The 22,322-nt window shown below is 66.9% G+C and carries 18 protein-coding genes and 1 pseudogene; 7 read left to right on the top strand and 12 right to left on the bottom strand.

From position 1 onward, the window contains the following. Positions 1 to 6: 6 nt before the first annotated feature. Together boxB and IPI67_08465 are read right to left on the bottom strand one after the other, a co-directional pair. Positions 7 to 1,424, bottom strand: a pseudogene (gene boxB / locus IPI67_08460) (benzoyl-CoA 2,3-epoxidase subunit BoxB). 50 nt (positions 1,425 to 1,474) lie between these two features. Next, positions 1,475 to 3,109 (bottom strand): benzoyl-CoA-dihydrodiol lyase, encoded by a 1,635-nt coding sequence (locus IPI67_08465; protein ID MBK7580220.1) that lies wholly within the window; start codon positions 3,107 to 3,109, stop codon positions 1,475 to 1,477. Between the two features lie 96 nt (positions 3,110 to 3,205). On the opposite strand from IPI67_08465, the gene IPI67_08470 reads away from it, so the two are divergent. Continuing rightward, the gene (locus tag IPI67_08470) at positions 3,206 to 3,973 is read left to right on the top strand and encodes a helix-turn-helix domain-containing protein (protein MBK7580221.1); all 768 of its coding nucleotides are present in this window, start codon (positions 3,206 to 3,208) and stop codon (positions 3,971 to 3,973) included. Here the strand turns inward: IPI67_08470 and IPI67_08475 are convergent. From IPI67_08475 to folP, 3 genes are read right to left on the bottom strand one after another with little or no spacing between them, the layout of a single operon-like run. Then, positions 3,963 to 4,922 carry a YbbR-like domain-containing protein gene (locus IPI67_08475; GenBank protein ID MBK7580222.1) on the bottom strand — a complete coding sequence of 320 codons (960 nt, stop codon included), beginning with the start codon at positions 4,920 to 4,922 and terminating at the stop codon, positions 3,963 to 3,965. The genes IPI67_08470 and IPI67_08475 overlap by 11 nt on opposite strands. Continuing rightward, a complete protein-coding gene (locus IPI67_08480; protein MBK7580223.1) occupies positions 4,919 to 6,109 on the bottom strand; it encodes a TIGR00159 family protein in 1,191 nt (396 codons plus the stop codon). Before IPI67_08480 ends, IPI67_08475 begins: the two co-directional genes overlap by 4 nt. Further along, a complete protein-coding gene (folP, locus tag IPI67_08485) occupies positions 6,099 to 6,908 on the bottom strand; it encodes a dihydropteroate synthase (GenBank protein MBK7580224.1) in 810 nt (269 codons plus the stop codon). Before folP ends, IPI67_08480 begins: the two co-directional genes overlap by 11 nt. Positions 6,909 to 7,164: 256 nt before the next feature. On the opposite strand from folP, the gene IPI67_08490 reads away from it, so the two are divergent. The 3 genes from IPI67_08490 to IPI67_08500 all read left to right on the top strand — a co-directional run bounded on the left by IPI67_08490 (position 7,165) and on the right by IPI67_08500 (position 11,352). Beyond that, complete coding sequence (locus tag IPI67_08490) at positions 7,165 to 9,123, top strand: HDIG domain-containing protein (GenBank protein ID MBK7580225.1); 1,959 nt, start codon at positions 7,165 to 7,167, stop codon at positions 9,121 to 9,123. After that, entirely contained in the window at positions 9,120 to 10,838 is a 1,719-nt protein-coding gene (locus IPI67_08495; GenBank protein MBK7580226.1) for an acyl-CoA dehydrogenase family protein, read from the top strand. Before IPI67_08490 ends, IPI67_08495 begins: the two co-directional genes overlap by 4 nt. A gap of 97 nt (positions 10,839 to 10,935) precedes the next feature. Continuing rightward, on the top strand, positions 10,936 to 11,352 hold the full coding sequence (locus IPI67_08500; GenBank protein MBK7580227.1) for a PaaI family thioesterase: 417 nt from the start codon (positions 10,936 to 10,938) through the stop codon (positions 11,350 to 11,352). 6 nt (positions 11,353 to 11,358) lie between these two features. Here the strand turns inward: IPI67_08500 and IPI67_08505 are convergent, their stop codons facing one another. From IPI67_08505 to IPI67_08515, 3 genes are all read right to left on the bottom strand, one after another. After that, positions 11,359 to 11,958 (bottom strand): peptidylprolyl isomerase, encoded by a 600-nt coding sequence (locus IPI67_08505; protein ID MBK7580228.1) that lies wholly within the window; start codon positions 11,956 to 11,958, stop codon positions 11,359 to 11,361. 73 nt (positions 11,959 to 12,031) lie between these two features. Beyond that, positions 12,032 to 14,008, bottom strand: coding sequence for a protein kinase (locus tag IPI67_08510; GenBank protein MBK7580229.1), 1,977 nt, complete (start codon positions 14,006 to 14,008; stop codon positions 12,032 to 12,034). 61 nt (positions 14,009 to 14,069) lie between these two features. Next, positions 14,070 to 14,660: a hypothetical protein gene (locus IPI67_08515; protein MBK7580230.1), complete on the bottom strand. Its 591-nt coding sequence runs from the start codon at positions 14,658 to 14,660 to the stop codon at positions 14,070 to 14,072. Between the two features lie 110 nt (positions 14,661 to 14,770). On the opposite strand from IPI67_08515, the gene IPI67_08520 reads away from it, so the two are divergent. After that, positions 14,771 to 15,454: a hypothetical protein gene (locus tag IPI67_08520; protein ID MBK7580231.1), complete on the top strand. Its 684-nt coding sequence runs from the start codon at positions 14,771 to 14,773 to the stop codon at positions 15,452 to 15,454. Positions 15,455 to 15,487: 33 nt separating this feature from the next. On the opposite strand, the gene IPI67_08525 is transcribed toward IPI67_08520, so the two are convergent. The 3 genes from IPI67_08525 to IPI67_08535 all read right to left on the bottom strand — a co-directional run bounded on the left by IPI67_08525 (position 15,488) and on the right by IPI67_08535 (position 17,590). Beyond that, positions 15,488 to 16,300: a putative DNA-binding domain-containing protein gene (locus IPI67_08525; protein ID MBK7580232.1), complete on the bottom strand. Its 813-nt coding sequence runs from the start codon at positions 16,298 to 16,300 to the stop codon at positions 15,488 to 15,490. Further along, positions 16,297 to 17,280 (bottom strand): DUF692 domain-containing protein, encoded by a 984-nt coding sequence (locus tag IPI67_08530; protein ID MBK7580233.1) that lies wholly within the window; start codon positions 17,278 to 17,280, stop codon positions 16,297 to 16,299. The genes IPI67_08525 and IPI67_08530 overlap by 4 nt, the downstream gene beginning before the upstream one ends. Before the next feature lie 91 nt (positions 17,281 to 17,371). Further along, positions 17,372 to 17,590, bottom strand: coding sequence for a hypothetical protein (locus tag IPI67_08535; protein ID MBK7580234.1), 219 nt, complete (start codon positions 17,588 to 17,590; stop codon positions 17,372 to 17,374). A 266-nt stretch (positions 17,591 to 17,856) separates the two neighbouring features. Between IPI67_08535 and IPI67_08540 the strand changes: the two genes are divergently transcribed. Continuing rightward, positions 17,857 to 19,215: an aminopeptidase P family protein gene (locus IPI67_08540; protein ID MBK7580235.1), complete on the top strand. Its 1,359-nt coding sequence runs from the start codon at positions 17,857 to 17,859 to the stop codon at positions 19,213 to 19,215. A gap of 380 nt (positions 19,216 to 19,595) precedes the next feature. Here IPI67_08540 and IPI67_08545 read toward each other — a convergent pair whose 3' ends face one another. Further along, the gene (locus tag IPI67_08545; GenBank protein ID MBK7580236.1) at positions 19,596 to 20,807 is read right to left on the bottom strand and encodes a DUF1343 domain-containing protein; all 1,212 of its coding nucleotides are present in this window, start codon (positions 20,805 to 20,807) and stop codon (positions 19,596 to 19,598) included. Positions 20,808 to 20,940: 133 nt separating this feature from the next. Here IPI67_08545 and IPI67_08550 point away from each other — a divergent pair, with 133 nt between their 5' ends. Then, positions 20,941 to 22,305, top strand: a complete 1,365-nt coding sequence (locus tag IPI67_08550; protein ID MBK7580237.1) for a sigma-54-dependent Fis family transcriptional regulator — start codon at positions 20,941 to 20,943, stop codon at positions 22,303 to 22,305. Positions 22,306 to 22,322: the final 17 nt, after the last annotated feature.

Raw genomic sequence — 22,322 nt, forward strand, 5'->3', positions numbered from 1 at the left:
AGGGTGTCAGTCGTGGCGGACGTACTCGAACTCGATGGGCTTGCCCTTGATGCCCTTCCGGGGCGCGGCGATCCAGTGGGCCATCTTGCCGGGTTCGAACACGGGCCGGGTCATGATGCTTGCCAAGAATGCGCGGTCGGCCTCGCTCGGCAGCCAGCCCGCTTGTTTTTGCTCCCACTCGGCAGCCGACAACGGCGTGCCGTCCGGGGCGAAGTGCAGCCCGGCGTAGATGCCGACCTGACGGTTGAAGCGCGAGCTCGGCAGCTTCAGCTCGAACGGGACGCCGAACTCCGCGATCGTCTTGTTCCATTTGTCGACGCCGCGCTGGCAGTCCTCCATGTACGACGCGCGCAGCACCTCGTTCATCGCCGTGCGCATCGGCACGGTCTCCTTGACCAGCTTCCCGTCCTTCGGCACGTCCATCTCGATGCCGCCGGAGAGCGCGACGTGGTCCTCGTAACGATCCTCGTGGGCGCGCCCTTTGAGACCCGAGGCGAAATACTGGGCTGCGTTGCTGGAGATCTCACCGCCGAACAGGTCGAGGGAAATCGAGAACCAGTAGTTGACGTAGCGCTGCACCATCTCGAGATCGATCAAGCCCTGAGCGCGCGCGTCGGCGTCCTTGTTGTCGCGCATGAACTCTGCGGTGCGCTCGACGATGCGCTGCACGCCCGTCTCGCCGACGAACATGTGATGCGCCTCTTCGGTGAGCATGAAGCGTGTCGTGCGCGACAGCGGGTCGAAGGAGCTCTCGGCCAGGGCCAGGAGCTGATATTTTCCGTCTCGATCCGTGAAGTACGTGAACATGAAGAAGGACAGCCAGTCGAGCATCGGGGCGTTGAACGCGCCCAAGATGCGGGGGTTGTCCGGGTTGCCGCTGCGGCGCTCGAGCAACGCCTCGGCTTCCTCGCGCCCGTCGCGTCCGAAGTACGACTGCAGCAGGTAGACCATTGCCCACAAGTGCCGGCCCTCTTCGACGTTCACCTGGAACAGATTCCGCAAGTCGTACAGGCTGGGGCAGGTCTCGCCGAGGTGGCGCTGTTGTTCGACGCTCGCGGGCTCGGTGTCGCCCTGCGTCACGATCAGCCGGCGCAGCGCGTTGCGATGTTCGCCGGGGATCTCCTGCCACACCGGCTTGCCCATCTCGTCGCCGAAGCCGATGGTGCGATCCTTGACCGGATCGGCCAGGAAGATCCCCCAGCGGTAGTCCGGCATCTTCACGTAGTCGAAGTGCGCCCAGCCGTCGCTGTCGGCGCTGATGGCTGTGCGCAGCCAGACTTCGTGCTGCTGAAAGCCCGCGGGCCCCATCTCGACCCACCACTTGACGAACTTGGGCTGCCACTCCTCGAGCGCGCGCTGCAGGCGCGATCCGACGTGAGGCTGACGTTGTTCGGGATCTTTTCGTTGGTTGCGATGGTGCTCATGCTCGTCTCTTCTCTCGGGGTCGAGGTCGGGAAAGAAAGTTGGGGGCGGCTCAGGTTCTCCGGTAGTCGAACACCGGGCGCTCCGGAGAGCCGTAGACCGTGAGCGCACCCTTCGGGCCAACGGCGTTGGGGCGCTGGAAAATCCAGTTCTGCCAGGCGCTCAAGCGGCCGAAGATCTTGGTCTCCATGGTCTCCGGGCCGGCAAACCGCAGGCTGGCTTCCATTCCGGTCAGGGCGTCGGGAGAGAACGCGGCTCGCTCCTCGATGGCGATCCGAACCTCGTCGTCCCAGTCGATGTCGTCGGGCGCGAACGTCACCAGCCCGAGCTCGAGCGCGGCGGCGGTCCCGATCGCGCCATCCTTGGCTTTGAGCTCGGTGACCCGTTCGGGTGTGGCAAGGAATCGCGTCTCCAGTCGAGTGAGGCCGTTCGACATCGGGAGGCCGCGGAAGTTGAGCGGTGAGAGTTGAACTGACGGTCCGTTGTCGGCGTCCAGCATGAACGAGCGATCGGCGGACAAGGCCAGCTCGAACAGGGAGCCGGCGAACGCCGAGCCCGGTCGAATGATGGCAAACGTGCTGCGCGCGGAGAGGTCGAGGCGTTTCAGCACGCGCTTCTGGTGCAACAAGACTTCCTTGGCGAACCAGTCGCTCTTGGCGAGCTCTGCGAGGTTCTGGTCGCTCTCGAGCACCCGGGCCGGATCCCCCGTGGTCTCGAGGACGATCAGGCCGATTTCCAGGTGGTTGAAGCGCAGGTCGAGCAGCGCGTCGTCGAGCTCTCGGAAGGCCCGGAGCGCCCAGGCGTCGGCGCCGGCCTTTCTGAGCTCGTCCGCCGTCTTCGGCTGCGAGCTCGCCGGGGCACTCACCGTCAGGGTAGCGACGCGTTTGTCCGCCTCGATGGTCACCGTCACGTGTCGATACTTGATCCCAGCGTCGGAGCGCTCAGGGTCGAGCGGCGGCAGCGCGACGCCTGGTCCTTTCCGCTCCTTGGCCTCCGCCGCGAAGCGCTCCGCTGTCGCCTTTACCGAAGCGTCGAACTTGCTCTTCGGTACACTCTGGTCGACCAAGCGCCACTCGACGGCGCGCTTGCCGCGCACACCCTCGGCCACCGTGCTGAAGGCGTCCGCGAGGTCCCTGCGCACCTTGCGTTTGTCGACCAAACGCGTGAGCCCGCCCGTCCCCGGTAGTACTCCGAGCAGCGGGACCTCCGGCAGGCTGACCGCGCTGTTGCCGTCCTCGGTCAAGATGATGTGCTCACAGGCCATGGCCAGCTCGTAGCCGCCGCCACTGGCGGTGCCGTTCAGGGCCGCGATGGTCGGGATCCCGCTCTCGGCCGCCATGTCCTCGAGGTAGAGTCGGGTCTCGTTGGTGAACTTGCAGAAGTTGACCTTGAAGGCATGGGTCGAGCTGCCCAGCATGTAGATGTTCGCGCCGGAGCAGAAGATGCGATCCTTCGCGCTGGTCACCACCAAAGTCTTCACCTCCGGGTGCTCGAATCGGATGCGCTGGATCGCGTCGGCCAGCTCGATGTCGACGCCTAGATCGTAGCTGTTGAGCTTCAGCACGTAGTCGCCCTGGACGCCGGCATCCTCGGGCACATCCATGGCCAAGGTGGCGACCGGGCCGTCGAACCCGAGCTTGTAACGGCGGTACGCGTCCGGGTGGGTCTCGAAGCGGATGGGGTCCATGGCGGGTCGAATGGATGTAGCGAAATGACGCCCGTCAATCAAGCAGTATCTTGCATATATCCTGGTTGCTGATATGCAGTTTACTGCGCTGCGCCAATGTCCAACTCCAGAAAAGAGGTGCTCCATGCCCTCGGCCAAGCCGTCCGAGCGCGCCGTCACGAACGGCGCCTGACGCTGGCTGGGCTGGGGGAGGCCGCCGGGGTCAGTCCGCGGTTCTTGGCCGCCCTGGAGCTCGGCGACGGCAACATCTCGGTCGCGCGCCTGTGCGACGTCGCCCACGCGCTCGGCGTCACGGCAGCCGAGCTTCTGGTCGGAGTCGACGCGGCGGACGGCCGCGGAGGACTCGTTGCGCTGCTCGGTCTCCGCGGCGCTGGCAAGAGCACGATTGGTCCGAAGCTGGCAGAGCGCCTCGGCACACCGTTCGTCGAGGTCGACGAGCTGGTCGAGAAAGAAGCCGGCATGTCGCTGGCCGAGGTGTTCGAGCTGCACGGTGACGCCTTCTATCGAAAGCTGGAGCGCGAGGTGCTCCGCAGGCTGGCCGCCGGCGAGGTCCGCGCCGTGATCGCCACCGGTGGAAGCATCGTGACCGACAGTGAGTCGTTCGAGCTCTTGCAACGGAGTGCGGTCACCGTCTGGCTCAAAGCCCGCCCGGAGGCACACATGGCGCGTGTCATCGCCCAAGGTGACGAGCGCCCGATGAAGAACCGCAGCGACGCGATGTCGGAGCTTCGCAGCCTGCTCCGAAGCCGTACGTCGCTCTACGCGCAGGCCGATCACGTGGTCGACACGCAGATCCTGGGCATCGAAGGCAGCGTGGCGGAGTTGGCGCGCGCGCTCGGGCCCGAGGCTCAGCTCACCACTTGACCGTCACGCTCGGCGGCTGCACTTCCGAGTCTGCGTCCGCGACGTCGACCGTCACCTTCACGGTGGCAGAGCCGTGGCCCTTCAGGTCGAGCTCCTCGATTTTCGTCAAATCTATGCGAGGAATGACCTGTTCTCCGCGCAGCGCCCGCACGATTTCCGGAGGTCCGATCACCGTCACGTCGACCTGTCGTGGGGTCACGACCGCGTTCGGCACGCCGATCACCTCGATGGTGCGCTTGGGGAAGCGCGCCTCGGACAGCCGCCGTGCAATCGTCGCGGTCACGGTCGCGCTGCGGGGGCCGATGTAGCTGACGCGATTTGGCGGCGCATCGATGGCGATGGGGCGCCGGTAGGCACCCTCGGTCAGGCCCGACACGTCGAAGGCGGCCAAACGCACGTACTGGATCACCTCGACCAGACCCACGGGGCCGCGAACCGTCATCTCGTGGGGATCGACCTCGGGCTCACCCTTCAAGATGAAACCGTCTGCCGCCTTGCCCGTGATGGATGCTTGCAACGGCACCTGGCGCGTAACCACGTCCTGCCACTCGAGGTCGATGTTGGGTGGATCGATGATGATGATCTCGACCTCTGGCGGCAGGGTGAACATGCGCGCCTCGAACGCGACACTCTCGCGCTGGCCGTCGCGCAGGTCGATCTCGACCGGGGCGACCCCCGCCTGCAGCAGCTGATCGATGGCGCGCGTGGAGCCCTTCAACGTGACGTGGATGCTGGCGGGGATCGGGGTCATCAGCTCGCGCTTGGCCGTCTCCGGCGGCAGCCGCATGACGACGCCGACCGGCACGGTCCGCTGTTGCTGGTCTTGCTGCCCTTTTTGGTAGACGAACAATCCGAGTGCAAAGGCGAACGACAGGCCCTTCAAGCCAAGGTTCTGTGTCAGCGCCGCGCGCAGCCAGGTGCTGATTGCCCCGATGATGTCGGGGGTCACGAGCGACCTCCGCTGGGTTCCGCGCCGTCGTCTTCCCCGGAGTCCGGCTCGTCGTCGTCGCTGTGGGTGGCTCTCAGGGGTTTCTCGGCGGCGCGTGGCATGCCGGCCCGCGGCACCGGGGTGCGGCCGGTCGGGGAGCTCGTGATCAGGGATGTGCGAGCGGCTCCTTCTTCCGTCGGCACGGCTCGCGCCCGGAGCGGGGTCGGCGGCTCGCTGTCCCGGTCCTTCGCGGGCTGCTCGCCTCGAATGGAACCCGACGGCCGATCGACGTCGGCAGGGGCATCGACCTCTGCGATTCGCACGCTCGGCGGCGGCCGCGTGCGGTCACCCACGCTCGGGGCGACACTCGCGGCGGCCTCGGCGTCGGCGCGTCGCGTCTTGCGCTTCTTGCCGCGCGCCTTCGGACTGAAAATGGCCTCGAGCATGGTTCGCAGCTTCGGCCCGTCGAGGTTGGAGGCAATGTTGCCGTTGAAGCAGAAGCTGATGGTGCCGCGCTCTTCGCTCACCACGATCACGACCGCGTCGGTCTCCTCGGTGATGCCGAGCGCTGCGCGGTGACGTGAGCCGAAACTATCGTCCAGCACTCGCCCTTCGGGCATCGGGAAGAACACCCCTGCCTTCGCGATGCGATAGTTCCGGATCACGACCGAGCCGTCGTGCAGCTTGTTGACCCCCTCCGGGATGAAGAGTGAGACCAAGAGCTCGCGGGACACGGCGGCGTCCAGGATGTGGCCCTTGTGCACACCCACGAACTCGTCGAGGTTCGCGTCCTGCTCGAGCGTGATGATGGCGCCGATGCGATGACGTGCGAGCTCCGTTGCGGCCTCGACGACCTCGTCGATCAGCTTGGTCTCCTGGGCGCGTCCGATGCCGCCGAACAACGCCCGACTGCCCACGCGTTGCAGACCGCGGCGGATGTCGTTCTGGAACACCACCACAATCACCAAGATGATGCTCGAGATGAGCGCGCCGAGGACCGAGACGACGGTTACCAGCTGCAGGACCTTGGCGCCGATGTACAGCAAAAAGACCATGCCCAGGCCCACACCGACCTGCATCGCGCGTGTGCCCCGGAGCACCAGCAGCGCGCGATAAAACACGTAGTAGACGATCACGACGTCGAGCACGTCGCGGGCAAGCTGTGCGCCGGACCTCTCGGCGAAATAGCGGAACAGGCTATCCAACATGCGCGCTGCTCCCGGTGGCTCGACTGGTTTTTGCCACGTACAGCGCCTGGCGGACCGCTTGCACGTCGTGAACGCGCAGCACACGGGCGCCCTGGTCGACGGCGTGAAGGCATGCGGCAATCGTGCCTCCCAAACGCTCCGATGCCTCAGAGCCGTCGGCGGCCGCGATGAACGACTTGCGACTGGGGCCAACCACCACCGGCACACCCTCGTGTGTGAGCTCGTGCAGGCGGCGGAGCAACTCGAACGACTGTCGGGCGTTCTTCGCGAAGCCGAGGCCCGGATCCATCCACACGCGAGCCTTGCTCACGCCGGCCGCGACCGCGCGATCGCGGGCGGCTCGCCACTCGGTGAGCACGTCGGCGACCACGTCGCCATACGCCGAGTCTGGATACTCGGAGAAGCCGCGGAGCGTGCTCATGGGTTCGCGGCTGTGCATGAGCACCAGGATCGCACCGGCGTCCGCGACGACCTCCGCCAGTCGAACATCGGCCAGGCACGAGACGTCGTTCACCCAGCGCGCTCCAAGAGCGAGCGCCCGTTCGGCGACCGCCGGCAGAGTCGTGTCGATGGACACCAGGGCGCCGCGCGCCACCGCGTGCACGAGCGCAGGTTCGATGCGAGAGAGTTGGTCGTCCGCCGACACGGGCGTCGACCCCGGCCGCGTCGACTCGCCGCCAATGTCGATGACGTCGGCGCCGTCGGCGAGCAACCGGTCGACCTGCGTGACGCTGGTCAGTGCATCCGCGTAGCGCCCACCATCGTAGAACGAATCCGGAGTTGTGTTGAGCACGCCCATCAAGCGCACTCCGCGCTTTTCAGCTGCTCCGTCGACGAGGTCCTCCGAATGCCCCACAGATACCGGGTAGCAAGAGCCAGGCCGACGCGCAAGGTACGGGTTTTGGTTGGAAATATCCGGAAGCCCGGGCGGGGATGTCGAGCCTCTGCCAGTTCGCCTACCTCGACGCACACGGCGTCGGTAAGCGACCGGACTTCGCGATTCGTTCCCGTTTGAACTAGCTTTGGGGCTGGGCGCGAAAGTGCCCCAATTTACGATGCTCCGCACGCGCATCAGAGCCGGTCCGCTTGCGGGCCTCGTGATGAGCGTCCTTTTCGCGCTCGTCTTGGCCGCCGTTCAGGTTGGCGATCACTACGTGGCGGCCTGGGCGCCCAAAATGGGAACCAACACGGCGGTTTCTCTGCGCGTTCCCTATGGGCCCAGGGTCGTGCGCGACCGGGCAACCGGACGCTCCGACCTCCACTACGAACACCAGCGGATTGTCGTGCCGCGCGGGGCGGTGCTGCGCAAGAACAACGACGCGGATTGGACCGCGTTCAGCTACGACCTTCGGCATCGCCCCCCGGAGCCCCCGCGCCTGGTGGCGATATTCGCCATCTTCTTCACCCTGACGATGGGGCTCACGGCGTATCTGCGCCGCTTCGGTCACCAGCGCTTGCGCCTGCTTCGAGTCCAGGCCGGACTCCTGGCGGCGGTTGGAGCGCTGGCCGTGCTCTCGAAGCTGGTGCTCCTTTTCACCGGGCTCTCGGAGTTCTGGCTGCCGGTGGCGGCGGTACCCCTCTGGATTGCCACCAGCTTCGACCGCCGGACCGCGTTCGTGGTCACGGTCGTGCTCGCCTTCATCGTGGCGTCCTTCTTGGACTTCGACCTGATCTTCTTGTCCGTGCTCCTGGCCCGCGGCATGGCGGCAACGTTGCTCTACCTGGATCGCAAGCGCGCGCGCCAGATGATCCTGGCGGGAGCGCTGGCTGGGCTCAGCGCGGTGGGGCTCTACGTCGCCATCATGGTCACCTTCGAGGGCGCATTCGCCTGGCGCTCGGACCTGGCCGTGCTCGCCAGCTCGCAGTTGATCGCCTGTTTCGGCGGTGGACTGACGTCCGGCGTCCTCGCGGCGGCGCTGCGAGGTCCGGCGTCGCGCATGCTCGGTCACGTCCCTCGCGAACGCCTGCTCGATCTCTCGGATCTGGAGCAGCCGCTCCTCATGCAGCTCGCGCGGGAAGCGCCGGGCACGTTCGAGCACTCCCGGACGATGGCGAACCTGGCGGAGCAAGCCGCCAGCGCGATTGGCGCCGATGCCTTGCTCACGCGAGTGGGCGCCTACTATCACGACATCGGCAAGTCGACGCAGCCGAAGTACTTCGTGGAGAACCTGAGCCCCGACGAGCGGTCGCCGCACGACGAGCTGGACCCGGACGTGAGCGCCGACGCAATCATGGCGCACGTCGTGCTGGGCACGAAGATCCTCCGCGAGGGAGCGGTACCGGAGCCCGTGACCGAGTTTGCGTACACTCATCATGGCACGCAGCTGGTGGAGTATTTTTGGACCAAATGCCTGCAGCAAGACAATCCCAAGGGTCTCGATCAGGGTGCGTTCCGTTACCCGGGCATGCGCCCCCAGACTCGGGAGACCGCCATCGTCATGCTGGTGGACTCGATCGAGGCGGCCTCGCGCACGGTCGACCCGCCGGCCCGCGAGGCGTTCGAGACGATGATTCAACGCATCGTCTTCACGAAGCTCAAGGACGGGCAGCTCGACGACTGTGGTCTCGCCATGGATGAGCTCAACGTGATCGTGAACCGGATGGCGGACACGCTGGTGAACATGCACCACCACCGCATCAAGTATCAGTGGCAGGCCAAGCGTGCTCAGGAGTTCGGCGTGCCGTCGACGGCGGTCCCCGGCGCAATCGGGCCGAGCGTCGTCGAAGCAGCACCGCCCGACGCGGTGGCCTCCGAGCCTGCGGCGGAGTCGGCGCATGCACCGCGCCGCGCGTCGGCGCCTGCCATCGAGGTCGCGCTCGCCTCGGTGTTGCCCGCGAGCGCAGAGGCGTCGGTCCTGCCCCCGCCCGCGACTACCCGTTCGGAGACCGAGCTGACGGCGCCCGAGGCCGAACCGGCACCAACGGCAGGCGAGGAGAGCCCGGCGGCCCGCGGCGCGAGCGGGGCTCACCCGGCGCTCCGGCTCGGTGGAAAGAAGACGGGCAGCGCCTCGTGAGTGTGGGAGAGGCGAGCTTCTGCAAGGCGCTCTTTTTCGGAGTGGTGGCGGAGGACCTGATCTTCCCGTTCCCGCAGCTGAGTGCCGACGAATTCCAGAAGACCCACGACCTGGTCGCGAAGGTTCGGCGCTTCGGCGATCAAGAGGTCGACCCAGCGTGCATTGACAGAGAGGCTCGAGTCGACGAGCAGACACTCACTCGGATGCGGGAGCTCGGGCTGTTTGGGCTCGCAGTGCCCCCCGAGTACGGTGGCCGCGGCTCGAGTCGCCTGGCCGCCTGCCGAGTGATCAGCGAGCTGTCCGCGGCGGATGCCTCACTCGGATTGATGAGCGTGGCGCACGGCGCCATTGGCATGCGGGCGCTCCTGTCGTTCGGCAGCGCTGAGCAGCAGCGGCGGCTCTTGCCGCGACTGGCAACGGGTGAGCGCCTGCTCGCGTTTGCGCTCACGGAAGAGGCCTCAGGTACCGACGCCAGTACGACGCGGACCGCGGCGCAGCGGCTGGACGGCGGCTACGTGCTGAATGGCGACAAAGCTTGGGTCACCAACGGCGCGCGCGCGGATCTGTTCGTGGTCTTTGCCCGGACGAGCGTCCTCGACCAGGGGGAGAAACCTCGCCTCACGCCCTTCATCGTCGAGCGGGGTCCGGGCGTCACGGTGAACCCGCGGAGAGATCTGCTCGGGCTGCGCGGAGCGGGTGTGTCCGAGGTGGCGTTTCGGGATGTGCGCTTGCAACCCGAGGCCGTCCTGGGTGAGGTCGGCAAGGGGTTCCGGGTCGCGATGGAGGTCATGGCTGACGCGCGCATATCCGTCTCCGCATGGCTGTTCGGCCAGCTGAAGGCGCTGGTGAACTTCACCGTCGCTCGAGTGCAGTCACGCCGCAGCTTCGGGCGTTCGATCGGGGAGTTTCCGATCCTCAAGAACAAGGTCGCGAAGATGCTGGCGGAGGCGTTCGCCGTCGAGTCGATGACCTTCCTGACCGCGGGACTCGTAGACCGCGGGGTCGACGACACGACGCTCGAGAGCGCGCTGGCGCGGGTCGCCGCTTCGGAGTCGCTGTGGCGCACCGCCAACGACGCGATGCAGATCGCCGGAGGCAGTGGGTACACCGGCAGCTTGCCCCTCGAACGACGCCTGAGGGACGCTCGGGGTGGGTTGGTGGTGGACGGGACGAACGAGACGCTGCGGTGTTTCATCGCGCTGTCTGGCCTGCGGGGTCCGGGGGAACGCATGGGCGGGCTCGACCGCGCGATCTACGAGCCGCTGAAGGGTTTTGGCCTGTTGCGCGACTTCGCCGTGCGCAAGGTGCGTGAAGCGATGCGCAGCGAACGCATGGCGCGCCCGCATCCGCTCCTGGCGCGGGAGGCGGTGCTGTTCGAGGAGATCACGGACGCGCTGCACAGGGTCTCCGAGCGGGCGCTGCGCGAGCATGGTCGCGAGATCGCCGAGATGCAGCAGGAGCAAATCCGCATCGCCAACGTGTTGATGGACCTGTACGCCCTGGGTGCATGTCTGGCGCGAACGACGACGGCCATCGAGCTGCATGGCGAGAGCGGGGCGCGCCGCGAGCTCGATCTCACGGCGATGTTTGCCGCCGCGGCGCGGGGCCGCATGCAGGCGAACCTCGGTCGGCTCGAACACGCCGACGACGCGCTCCGCAAGTTGATCGCAGCGCGAACGTATACCGACGGCGGTTACCCGTTCGACGTGATCTGAGCGGCGATCGCCCAGGAGCGTCAGCCCCGAGACTTGGCAGCTGTGGCCGCGGCCTCTAGGCTGTCTTTTGATGGTCAACCCTCAGGATCCGGACTGGATGAGCCAGGCGCGCGCGATCTTTTCTCGCGCCAACTTCGTGCGCGAGCTCGGCATTCAGCTCGTCGACCTCGGGCCGGGCTGGGTCGAGACGGAGCTGGTCATCGAAGAGCGCCACATGCAGCAGGACGGCGTGGTTCACGCCGGCGTGCAAGCCACCCTGGCGGATCACAGCGCGGGCGCAGCGGCCGGCACCCTGGCGCCGCCGGGGCACGCGACCCTGAGCGTCGAGCTGAAGCTTCAGCTGCTCCGGCCGGCGCGGGGTCAAAGACTTCGCTGTCGCGCTGAAGTGCTGAAGCCCGGTCGTGTGATCGTGGCGACCGAGGCATGGGTGTACGCGTGCCAGGGTGCAGACGAAAGACTGACGTCGAAGCTCAGCGCGACCATGACCTACGCGCGACTCGAGCCGCGGGAGTGAAGGCCGTCAGGGCACGATCTCGGCGTGTTTTATCGCGTCGAGGCCTGGGAATTCGCGATCGAGGAAAGCGTTCCCTTCGCGTTGAATCCGCGCTTGGTCGGGCTTCTGCCCGTGGATGGAGCTGAGCGCGAGCACGACCTCCATGCCCGAGACGACCTCGCCGAACGGAGCGAATCCCATGCCGTCGAGGCGCTCGTTCTCGCCCAGGTTGACGAACACCTGTGTGGTGCGACTGTTCGGGCCCGACATGGCGAACGAGAGCCGCCCGCGGGTGTTGGATTCTTTGACGGGATCGTCCCTGAAGCTCGCGCTGCGCCAACGACCCATCACGGGCTCGCCGTCTGCGTGGATCCCCCATTGGGCGACGAAGCCGGGGACCACCCGGAAGAAGCGCGCCCCGTCGTAGAAGCCGAGCTTCACCAGGTTGTAGAAGCGCGCGGCTCCGTTCGGGGACCAGTCACGTACGACGCGCACCACGAAGTCTCCGCGGCCGGTCGTGAAGCGTGCCTTGAACTCTGCGGGTGCCTCGAGCGTGGCCTGCTCCGGTCCGGGAAAACCGTTGGCCGCGGCGCTGCCCCGCGACTGACAGCCCGTGGCCAGAAGCATCGCGAGGCACAACAGGATCGCTGCATTGCGCATGAGGGCACGGTTACCGCGGACGAGCAGCCGAAGGAAATACTCACTGTCCAGCCGAGGCCTGAACGCCGGCCTCGGCTGGTTTTTGGGGTGGCCCGCTCGGTGCGGACGCATCGCCTGTCGACTCGAGCACGGTGCTCGCCACCACGGTGCTCGACGGATCTCCTTCCCGCGCCGACACCAGCATCGACTCGGCGATGCGGACCAGATCATCGACGTTGCGCAAGGTCCACTCCGGGTGCTCTTCGCTCTGGAACTGCGGCATGTGGCCGGCGCCGGTGATGGTATGGATGCTCCTCGGGGGGAAACCCAGCGCGTCCAGGGTCTTTCTCACGTGGGCTTCGGGAGCGACCGGGTCGTCAGTGGACACGACGATGGCGCAACGGTCCAGGCGATCCGACGGTTCGGGCTTGGCCCTGGCGAGCGAGCGACAGAGCTCGGCCAACGCCGGCGCGGGGAGCGCGAGAAACTGGTGCAGCATGCGCTCGCGTTCCACCACCGTGTAGCCGCGGGTCGCCGGCCCGAACATGAACGAGGCCCAGCCGAGCCAGCGCTTGATGAGCGAGAAGCGTCCGAAGGTCTCGAGCAGGAGCGCGGTGACGTGCAGCGCAACGCGCAGCGGCGCGAGGGTCGACGGGAATATGGGGGTCACCGCGACGCGGGTGGTGCGCTCCCCGAGATCGTCGTCCGTGACGCCGAGCAGCGCGGTGGCCGCAGCCGAGTGCGCGAGCAGCACCGTCGGCAGCTCGCGCACCCCCAAGAGCTCGAGCCAGGCGACCAGCGTACGCACGAGCCTCTGGGTCGACGCGCTCCCGGGCGGTGCCGTGGGGCTCCACTTCGACTCCCCGGAGCCGAGCACATCGGGCACGAGCACCACTGCCAGCGGGTTGTTGCGGCAAATGTTGGCGGCCACGGCGCTCCAAACGCTGCGCGTGCACAAGCTGCCGTGCACCAAGACCACGACGTCACTCGCGCGGGCTAGCATGGCCGAGTCGGCGACGCTGCCGAGCCGGCTCTCGTGGGCGTAGAGCGAAAAACCCAGCTCGGACAGGCCTGCGTCGGCCAGCAGCCCGGCTGCAGCCCCCGCCGGCAGCACGCCAGCCTGTTCGATGGCGCCGAGCGTGTAGTCGGCGCGCGCGACGTCGTGAGAGACCTGCAGCGTGCGCGTGGCGGCACTGCACCAGGCGAAGGGCGCACGAACGCGCAGCTCCGCAGCCAGACGCAGCGGAGGCGCGTTGCCCTCGGGAGAGACACTGCCGAGCGCGTGGGAGAAGTCGTCCATGCTGCGAAAGCGATCGATGGCCTCGGGTGCGCAGGCGCGCTTCAGAATGGTGACCAGCTCGGCGGGGGTGCCCGCGGGTAGCTGGAGCACGGCCTGGTCGATGTGTGGCGAGACTGGACCGCCAGCGAGCATCTCGAGCAGCGTGCGCCCGAGGGCAAACTGGTCCGCCGCGGGTCCCACCCCAGCGCCTCGGTGCTGCTCGGGCGGCATGTAGCCGGGGGTGCCAGCGCGCATCGAGCGGGCCTCGTTGTCTTCTTCGACGAGGGTCGCGAGGCCGAAGTCGGCCAGGAACGCGTTGCCTCGCGAGTCGAGCAGAATGTTGCCCGGTTTCACGTCACGGTGGACCACCCCGACGTCGTGGGCATGCGACAGGGCCGAGGCGATTTGCAGCGCATAAGACAGTGCCTGCCGAGGTTCGATGCCGTTCATCACGCGTTGGGCCAGATTCGGGCCGTCGACGTAGGCCATGGCGATGTGCGTCGGTCCAACCTCGTACAGTCCCACTATGTTTGGGTGAGAGAGCCGACCGATGATCCTGCGCTCGCGGTCGAAAAAACGGCGTGCGCGTCCCCGAAGTGCGGGGTCCTGGCGGAGCAACTTGATCGCCGCGAGACTCTCGGTGTTTTGATGCCAACCGAGCCACACTTCACCCATCGCGCCGCTGCCCAGGCGTCGTTTGAGCGCGTAGGAGCCCACGACGCGTTCACGGCTGTCCGAGCGCTGGTCTCTGGCCTCCATCCCTGGCGCGGATGGTGCCGTGGTCGGGCGCGGAGGGAAAGCTATCCGAGCGCCTCTGGGGTCATGCGGGGCCGAAGATCGCGTCCGCAACGATGGTCATCACACAGTTTCTCAGCTCGGAACGTTTGCCCGGGGGGCTGATGACCGAGAACTTTTCGCTCGGCATGAACGTGCCGGTGCTGAGCTTGTACGGTGTGTGGGCGATCCAGTAGTCCTTGAGCGGTCCGTCCTTCACTCGATAAACGTAGGCGTAGGCCATCGTGCCCGAGGGATGCGCCGTGACCGGGCTCGGTCGGCTGGTCTCGAACGTGACGTCGCGCCACTTCTCTGGCGCGAGTTTGTCCAGGGTCAGGCTGCCAGCCGCCTCGAAGGTCAGGACCCAGGCCGCGGGAGCGGTGCGCACGCGGCACAGGCTCACGCCGGTGAGCGTTTCGGGTTTGCTCGGCACGAGCTGGTGGCTGCCCGAGATGAACCCCTCGCCGATCGAGCACGAATCGATGCTCGGTGTGAGCGTGCTCGGGCGGCAGCGCAGCTGGGCACTCCCGTTGTTGCCGAAGGCAATCACGCCCTTCTGGACGTCTTCGTCCTTGTTCATCAACTTGCACGCGAGCAGGGCCGAGCCGAGCACGAGGATGCCAAAGGTCGTACGCATGGGCCCGAACATCCTAGATTCCGCCGTTCTTTGCAACCGACCGCGGGCAGGCGCAACCAAGACGGGGAGTCGCTGCCCGGAGCGCCCGACTTGGGTTAGCTTTCCCCTCGATGATCTCCAGGGTCGGGTGCCTGTTGCTCTTCTTGACCGGCTGTGCGGCGGCAGCTCCGCCGCCGCCCGAAAACGCCGCGGCTCCGAGCGCGCTCGGGGCTCGACCGGCCGAGCCGAGCGCTTCGACCCCAGCGCCGCCGCCCGAGGAGCACCGTTGTGATGCGGCCGAACAACACCCGTCAGACAACATGAACGCGCTCATCGATGACGCCGACGGCGAGCTGGCGCGCGCACTCGACCGCAGTCCGCCGGACGCCGCGGCCGAGTGGGCGACGGTGCTCCGCCGGCTCTCGAAGGAATGCGCGGGGACCGAGGTCGAGCATGCGTTGCCCTCCACGCGGGTCAGCCTGCGCACGCCGAGCGATTGCAAACCAGGCGCGCCGCTGAACGAGCTCAGCTTCGATTTCGCCCCGAGCGGCACAGGTAGCCAGGTGCGCGCGCAGGGGCAGCTGGTCACGCAGGGCAAGAACCTCGGCGTGAACGCCGCGGTCTCGCCCGCCAGTGATCGCAGGGCGTTGTGTGCGTCAGGTCGGGTGGAGCTTGGAAAGAAGGCGGCGCCCGGGCCGGCGCGTCCTGAGACCAAGCCCGACAGCCCCGCCGCGAAGATAGCGCGAGAGCGCTGGCTCGTGGTGCCGTTTCAGCTGATCGGCGGGGTGCTCGGCTTGTTGCCGATCGGGCGCTGACGCGCTGTTCGACGCAGCGTTCGGCGCCGCGGCTCAGGCGTCGACGCCAACGATAAAGGAGAGGGTTGCCCAGCGCTGGAACCACCCAGCGAGCTCGGCTTCGATCCCGCTCGCCTGCGCTGGCAGGCGTTCGATCGCCGCCTGACAAGCCGGCACCAGCGCGGTGCCTTGGCCGAGGGCCTCCAGAATGGCGAAGGCTCCGTCGTCCAGAGCCTCGTGGTGCAGGTTGCGATCTTGGGCGCGGTAGACCACGAGATTCTGCGCTTCAGGCTCGGGGATGGCGACGTCGCTCTTTCCCAAACGCAGATCCCGCCGCAGCGCCGCGACGGGATACCGAACACGCAGCATGCGCAGGGCAGGGTTGAGCGTCAGCCGCGCCGTCTCCCAGGCGCTCTCCGGGATGCTTGCGAGTCGAGCTGGATCGAGCGCTGCCGAGTCTGCGGCGTCGAACACCTCGATGTACGCCCACTCGACCCGCGCCATGTCGACACACAGCTCGTGGTGCGGCAGCCAGGTGGACTCCTCGACGAAGCGAGGCAGGAGCTGTCCGAGGTCGCGCAGGTTGAACGAGAGTGGCGGGTACTTCTCGAGGTACTCCTCGACCAGGCGCTCCCAGTCGGTCTGGCCCATGATGCCGCCGAGTCCGACGAAGTCCTCCACCAAACAGCTGGTGTGCCGGAGCCAGAACTGCTCCCGGTAGATCTCGATCTGCTCCGCGGGCGAGAGGCGATCGTTGCCCGTTGCGATCTGCGCGCTCGCGTCCGCCAGCGAGCCGTCGGCGGAAATCGAACGGCGGCGGCGCAAGAGCTTCGCCAGTTCGGCTTGCACGTCGGAGAAACCGCTCACGCCTCGTCTCCATCGAGGGCAATTCCGTCGCGCGGACCGCCCTGCGCCCAGCCGCGTCCTTCCGCGAGCGCGGCGGGCGAGATGGGTGGCGGTCCCTCGGGGTGCGGCGTCCGGGGCACGTGCTCGCCCGCCAGGCGACGCTCCCGGGTGAGTGCCGCGCTCGTGCGCAGTGCCTTGGCCTTCGCGGCTTCAGCAGCGAGCAGGGGAAACTCCGGGATCTGGTCGTCCCATTCGATCAGAGTCGACACCGAACCGGTGAGCTCGATCGTCTCCCGGTACAGATCCCAGACCGGATCGATCACGGGACCGCTGTGGGTGTCGACGATGTATTTCCCGAGGTTGGTGTGGCCCGCCAGGTGGATTTGCACGATGCGGTCGTGGGGCACGTTACGCACGAACTCGTAGGGATCGAAGCCGTGGTTGTAGGCCGACACGTACACGTTGTTCACGTCGAACATGAGCCCGATGTCCGCGGCCTCGCAGATCCGGGAAATGAACTCCCACTCCGGCATCGTGCTCGCCGTGAACGCCATGTAGCTGGAGGTGTTTTCCAAGGCCAGCCGCACACCAAGGAAATCTTGGATGCGCTTGGCCCGCTCGCTGACGCGTCGAATCACCTCTTCGGTGTAGGGCAGCGGCAAAAGATCGTGGAGGTTGGCCCCGGGGACGCCACACCAGCAAAAGTGATCACTGAGCCATGGCGTCTTCGTCTGCTGGACGAGCTGCCTCAGCGCAGTGAGGTACTGCTCCTCCGGCGGAGTGGGCGCGCCGATGCTCATCGAGACGCCGTGCTGCACGACGGGGTAACTCTCGAGCACGGCCTTCAAGTGGTAGAGCGGCTTGCCGCCATCGACCATGAAGTTTTCACTGATGACCTCGAAGAAGTCGACGGACGGACGCTGCTCGAGGACGTGTCGGTAGTGGGGGACACGGAGTCCCACTCCGACACCCAGATCCGGAAGGCCGAGACGAGGACGCATGCTGGAGCCCAGTTTAGACACAAAAATGACGAGGCCCGCGCGAGCATCCCCGCGCGGGCCGACGTCGTCACTCAAGAGCGAAAGAGGGAGCTCACTTCGGGCAGTGCGCGTTGCAGCCGCCCTGGCCCTTGCACGCGTTCTTTCCCGCGCACTCGTTCTTGCCCTCGACCTTGCAGCCGCCCTTCCCGCTGCACTCGTGCTGGCCCTTGCAGCAAGCCTTGGCGCCTGCCGCTGCTCCTGCCGGATCTCCGGCGCCACCCGGCGCTTTCGCGTCCGGCTGGTTTCCGCCGCAAGCTACGGCTCCGAGCATGAGTCCTGCCGATGCTGCCGTCGCAATGGTCTTAGAAAAATTGAACGCCATCCGTTTGTCTCCTCTTTCTGCTGCTGATTCGGGTCGTGTTGGCGAGCGAATCGCCCGCCCGCGCCTGACTTGTCCCTCCACTACGGTGGGACCGGGGTTCCGGTTTCAGTCAGTGCGGAGGCGGGAGTCTATACTTTAGGACCCGCCCCTGTCCCTTTTCGGCTCATCCAAACAGCGGTACGACCGCTGGGTCGCCTCGGATCGTAGGCTTTTGCATGCCCTCTCCCCCCACCCCAGCTGCGGTCTTCGCCGAGCGCCGCCGTCGACTGCGCGCCCGGATCGCCTTCCCAGCTCTGATCCCCGCCGGTTTCGCGAGACCGCGTAACTTCCAAGCGAACCGCTTCCCGTTCCGGGCCGAGAGTCACTTTCTCTACCTGGTTGGCGCCTCCCTCGAAGGTTCGGTCTTGGTCCTGACGCCGGACTCGGAATTGCTGTTTGCCGAGCCGCCGGATCCGGCGGAGGCCCTGTGGAGCGGACCGCAACCGACGCTCGCAGAGCTCGGACGCGAGCTCGGGCTCGAGGTGCTGCCTCTCGACGAGCTAGCCGTGCCCGCGGGCGCCGCCGTGCTCGCGCCGCAAGATCGGGAGAGTGCCGACTGGTTGGAGGAGCGACTCGACCGTCCCGTGGATGCGGGCGGCGCCGAGCTTTCGGGGGTGGATGCGGCGCTCGCCGACGCGATGATCGAGCTCAGACTGCGCCACGACGAGGCCGCCATCGAACGTCTCTGCGAAGCCGCGCGCGTCACTGCCCTGGCCCATGAGCGAGGCCTGGCGACCGTGCGGCCGGGGATCCGCGAGTGTGTCGTGCGTGCGGCGATGGAGGCGGCGATCATCGAACAGGGCATGAGCACGAGCTACGGCTCGATCGTGACCGTTCACGGCGAGGTGCTGCACAACGAACGCCACGACGGCCTTTTGTCGGAGGGTGATCTCTTGTTGGCCGACGTCGGCGCGGAGACACCGGACGGTTGGGCAGGGGACGTGACTCGGACCTGGCCGGTGTCGGGTCGGTTCAGCACCACACAACGCGAGTTGTACGAGGTCGTGCTGACGGCGCAGCGCGAGGCCATCGAGGCGGTGAAGCCGGGCGTTGGTTACCGCACTGTGCATCGCGTCGCGGGGGAGGCGCTGACTCGCGGCCTGGTCGAGCTCGGCATCTTGCGCGGGGAGGCCGGTGAGCTGTACGCCCGGGGGGCAGCAGCGCTGTTCTTCCCGCACGGTGTCGGCCACCTGCTGGGGCTCGACGTGCACGACATGGAAGACCTCGGCGATCGCGCCGGCTACGCGCCGGGGCGCAGCCGCTCCACCTCGCCGGGGGATCGTTACCTGCGTCTCGACCGCGATCTCGAGCCGGGCATGTGTGTCACGATCGAGCCCGGGTACTATCGCATCGCCGGCATCCTGGATGACCCCGCGGTGGTGGGAGCGCTCGAGGGTGCACTCGATCGCGAGGTGCTCGCGCGCTACGCCGACGTGCGCGGCATCCGCATCGAGGACGACGTGCTGGTGACGGAGACCGGCTGTCGGGTCCTGACGGCGGACATCCCGAAGCTTGCTCGGGAGCTCGAGCGGTAGTGTCGTGAGTCCGCAATTCGCAACCGAATTGCGGACCGCGCTCCGCGCGGCGCTGCTATCGCAGCGCGGACACCATCTTCCTCGAAAGGGCGCCGCGCGCCCCTCTCGCACTTCGCGCGATTCACCCCGCGGAATTCGCTCCGCGAATTCGCTAGTGTGCCGAGGTCACATCTTGCCCGATTTGCGGACTCGGCACCCTAGAACACCGATCAGCTTGCGCTGCTCGTGTTCTAGGACCTTTACGTTGGGGCTGCGCCCCAAACCCCCGGCCTTCGGCCGTGCGCGCTCCGCGCGCGAGCGCCGAACACCTTGCAAGTCCCGGAAAACAAACGACGTTCAACCTGTTCGGCGCTCTAGACCCCGTCGCTCTCCCCGCTCGCTTAGGAGCTGGCCCGTTCGCGACGGGCCTCGGCGTCGAGCACGACCTGTTTCCAGCTGGCGTCGACCGGCGAGACGAGCTGGGCAATGTCGTTGGGAAGCGCACCGGAGAGGATGGCCTCGCGCGCGGCGGCCGAGCCAGTGAGCAGATCGAAGGCGGGGACCTCCGCCTCGAACTCGTAGGCCCTGTCGAGGAACGCAAACGCCTCCGGGTTCTGCATGCGGCACAGGGTGATGATGGCGAGATAAGCCGCCACTGGGCGAAACAGCGACGGATCCGTCACCTGCAGGAAGACACCGCTGCACACCTCTCCTGCGTGTTTCTCGAATGACGGTCGGAAACGCGCGGGGCGGACCTGGGCACCGGGGATGCGCTGCTCGTCGAGGGCGCTGCTCAGGCGTGAGCCGTCGAGGAACGGCGCGCCGATCAGCTGGAAAGGCAGCGTCGTGCCGCGGCCCTCCGATAGGTTCGTGCCCTCGAGCAAACAACCGCCCGGATAGACCAGCGCCGCCTCGAGCGTCGGGATATTGGGCGAGGGTGGCGAGAACGGACGCCCCCAGGCGGCGGCGGTGCGGAAGCGCTCCCACCCGAGGCTCGACACCAGGGACAGCGCTCCTTCGGGGCCGAGCGGCAGCGCGTCGCGTTCGGCGAACATCGCGACGATTTCGCCCAGCGTGAGCGCGTGGCGAATGGGCAGGGGCTCGAGCCCGACGAAAGACAAGAACCCGTCCTGTTGCGGCGCCCCTTCGAGCGTCGAAGGATCACCGGAGATCGGGTTGGGGCGGTCGAGTACCACCACGTGCACGCCGGCCTTCGCAGCCGCGCGGAGGGCGAGCAACGCCGTCCACACGTACGTGTAGTAGCGGCTGCCAACATCCACGAGATCGACGACCAGGACGTCGATCTGCGAGAGCTGCTCCGGCGTCGGAGAGAGGGACTCCTTGGTGGTCCCATACAGACTGTGGAGTGCGGGTCCTTCCGTCGGCGCGGTGTTCGGAACCGCCTCTTCGGCCTGGGCGACACCGTCGAGCCCGTGCTCCGGCGAGAAGATCAGGGAGGGACTCGCGCCGAGCTCCTCGAGCACTGACAGCAGATTGCGCCCGCGCCGATCGACGGCGGCCGCGTGGGTGAGCACGCCGACTCGGGAGTCTCGTAGGCGCTTCCGGAGGTTCGAGAGCTGGCCACTGAAGAGTTGGTCGATGCCGGTGAGCATGGGGATGTCTACGTCAGGACGACCCCCAGGCAGGCGACAAATCTGCAAGAATTCCCTGTTCCTCGGGTTTCGGCTCCCGGAGGTACGCAATGAGTTGCGGCATGAGCCTGTCTTGGCTAGCATTTTTTGCAGAGTGCGCCGGGTCCTGGTAGTCGACGACGAGGAGAACCTCCGCCTGGTTCTGCGCACGCTGTTGCGGCGCAACGGCTACGAGGTCGAAGCCGCCGGCAGCGGGGAAGAGGCCCTCGGCCTGGTCGACTCCTTCGGACCCGACTTCGTGATCACCGACGTGCGCATGCCGAAGATGGGGGGCCTCGATCTGCTGGCCACGCTCAAGGCCAAAGGCAACGACGCGACCGTGATCGTGATGAGCGCGTACGGCAACACCGATCTCGCCCTGGAGGCCATGAAGGGCGGTGCGTACGACTACATCCAGAAGCCGTTCAAGCCCGACGAGGTCGTGCTCACGCTGCGCAAGGCGGAAGAGCGTGAGCTACTCCGGCGAGAGAATCGCGCGTTGCGAGAGGAGATCCGGAAAGAGCACAAGTTCGAGGACATCCTGGCGAAGAGTCCGAACATGCAGGCGATCTTCCGCACCATCTCGAAGATCGCCGAGTACAAGACCACCGTGCTCGTGACCGGCGAGAGTGGCTCGGGGAAAGAGCTCGTGGCTCGTGCCATCCACCGCCGCAGCACGCGTCGCGGCGGGCCGTTCACCCCGGTCAATTGCGGCGCGATTCCGGAAAATCTGCTGGAGAGCGAGCTATTTGGTCACAAGAAGGGTGCGTTCACCGACGCGGTCTCCGATCGCCGTGGTCTGTTCGAGGAAGCCGACCAAGGCACGCTGTTCCTCGACGAGATCGGCGAGCTGCCGTTGGCGCTGCAGGTGAAGATGCTGCGGGTGCTCGAGGACGAGAAGATCCGCCGGGTCGGTGAGGCGCGAGACATCAAGGTGGACGTCCGGATCATCACCGCAACGCACCGCGACCTCGCCGCCGAGACCAAGGCCGGACGTTTTCGCGAGGACCTCTACTATCGACTGAACGTGTTGCCGATCCACGTGCCCCCGCTCCGGGAGCGGCGCGAGGACATCCCGCTACTGATCGACCATTTCCTGACCCGGAACAACGCTCGCCTCGGTACCAACATCCGGGGCATGGACAGCGAGAGCCGCAGGCTGCTCTACGAATACGCCTGGCCCGGCAACGTGCGGGAGCTGGAGAACACGATCGAGCGCGCGATGGTGCTCTCCGAGGGGGAGCAGCTGGTCGCCGCCGACCTACCGGAGCGGGTCCGCGAGGCCCGGGACCCGGTGCAGATGCAGCTCGCCTCGGGCGAGCTGAGCGTGAAGAAGACCATGCGCGCGATCGAGGAAATCCTGATCCGTCGCGCGCTCCAGAAGACCAAGGGCAACCGCACCCGGGCGGCCGAAGTGCTGGAAATCAGCCACCGCGCGCTGCTCTACAAGATCAAAGACTACGAGATCACAGACCTCTGACCCCGCTCGGGACACCG

This window comes from Myxococcales bacterium, assembly GCA_016706225.1.
GTDB lineage: Bacteria > Myxococcota_A > Polyangia > Polyangiales > Polyangiaceae > JADJKB01.

Bases quoted from the DNA above. Each gene is read 5' to 3' on its own strand.
- IPI67_08465 (MBK7580220.1), bottom strand. From the start codon at position 3,109: ATGGACCCCATCCGCTTCGAGACCCACCCGGACGCGTACCGCCGTTAC.
- IPI67_08470 (MBK7580221.1), top strand. From the start codon at position 3,206: ATGTCCAACTCCAGAAAAGAGGTGCTCCATGCCCTCGGCCAAGCCGTC.
- IPI67_08480 (MBK7580223.1), bottom strand. From the start codon at position 6,109: ATGTTGGATAGCCTGTTCCGCTATTTCGCCGAGAGGTCCGGCGCACAG.
- folP (MBK7580224.1), bottom strand. From the start codon at position 6,908: ATGGGCGTGCTCAACACAACTCCGGATTCGTTCTACGATGGTGGGCGC.
- IPI67_08490 (MBK7580225.1), top strand. From the start codon at position 7,165: ATGCTCCGCACGCGCATCAGAGCCGGTCCGCTTGCGGGCCTCGTGATG.
- IPI67_08500 (MBK7580227.1), top strand. From the start codon at position 10,936: ATGAGCCAGGCGCGCGCGATCTTTTCTCGCGCCAACTTCGTGCGCGAG.
- IPI67_08505 (MBK7580228.1), bottom strand. From the start codon at position 11,958: ATGCTTCTGGCCACGGGCTGTCAGTCGCGGGGCAGCGCCGCGGCCAAC.
- IPI67_08510 (MBK7580229.1), bottom strand. From the start codon at position 14,008: ATGGAGGCCAGAGACCAGCGCTCGGACAGCCGTGAACGCGTCGTGGGC.
- IPI67_08515 (MBK7580230.1), bottom strand. From the start codon at position 14,660: ATGCGTACGACCTTTGGCATCCTCGTGCTCGGCTCGGCCCTGCTCGCG.
- IPI67_08520 (MBK7580231.1), top strand. From the start codon at position 14,771: ATGATCTCCAGGGTCGGGTGCCTGTTGCTCTTCTTGACCGGCTGTGCG.
- IPI67_08530 (MBK7580233.1), bottom strand. From the start codon at position 17,280: ATGCGTCCTCGTCTCGGCCTTCCGGATCTGGGTGTCGGAGTGGGACTC.
- IPI67_08535 (MBK7580234.1), bottom strand. From the start codon at position 17,590: ATGCTCGGAGCCGTAGCTTGCGGCGGAAACCAGCCGGACGCGAAAGCG.
- IPI67_08540 (MBK7580235.1), top strand. From the start codon at position 17,857: ATGCCCTCTCCCCCCACCCCAGCTGCGGTCTTCGCCGAGCGCCGCCGT.
- IPI67_08545 (MBK7580236.1), bottom strand. From the start codon at position 20,807: ATGCTCACCGGCATCGACCAACTCTTCAGTGGCCAGCTCTCGAACCTC.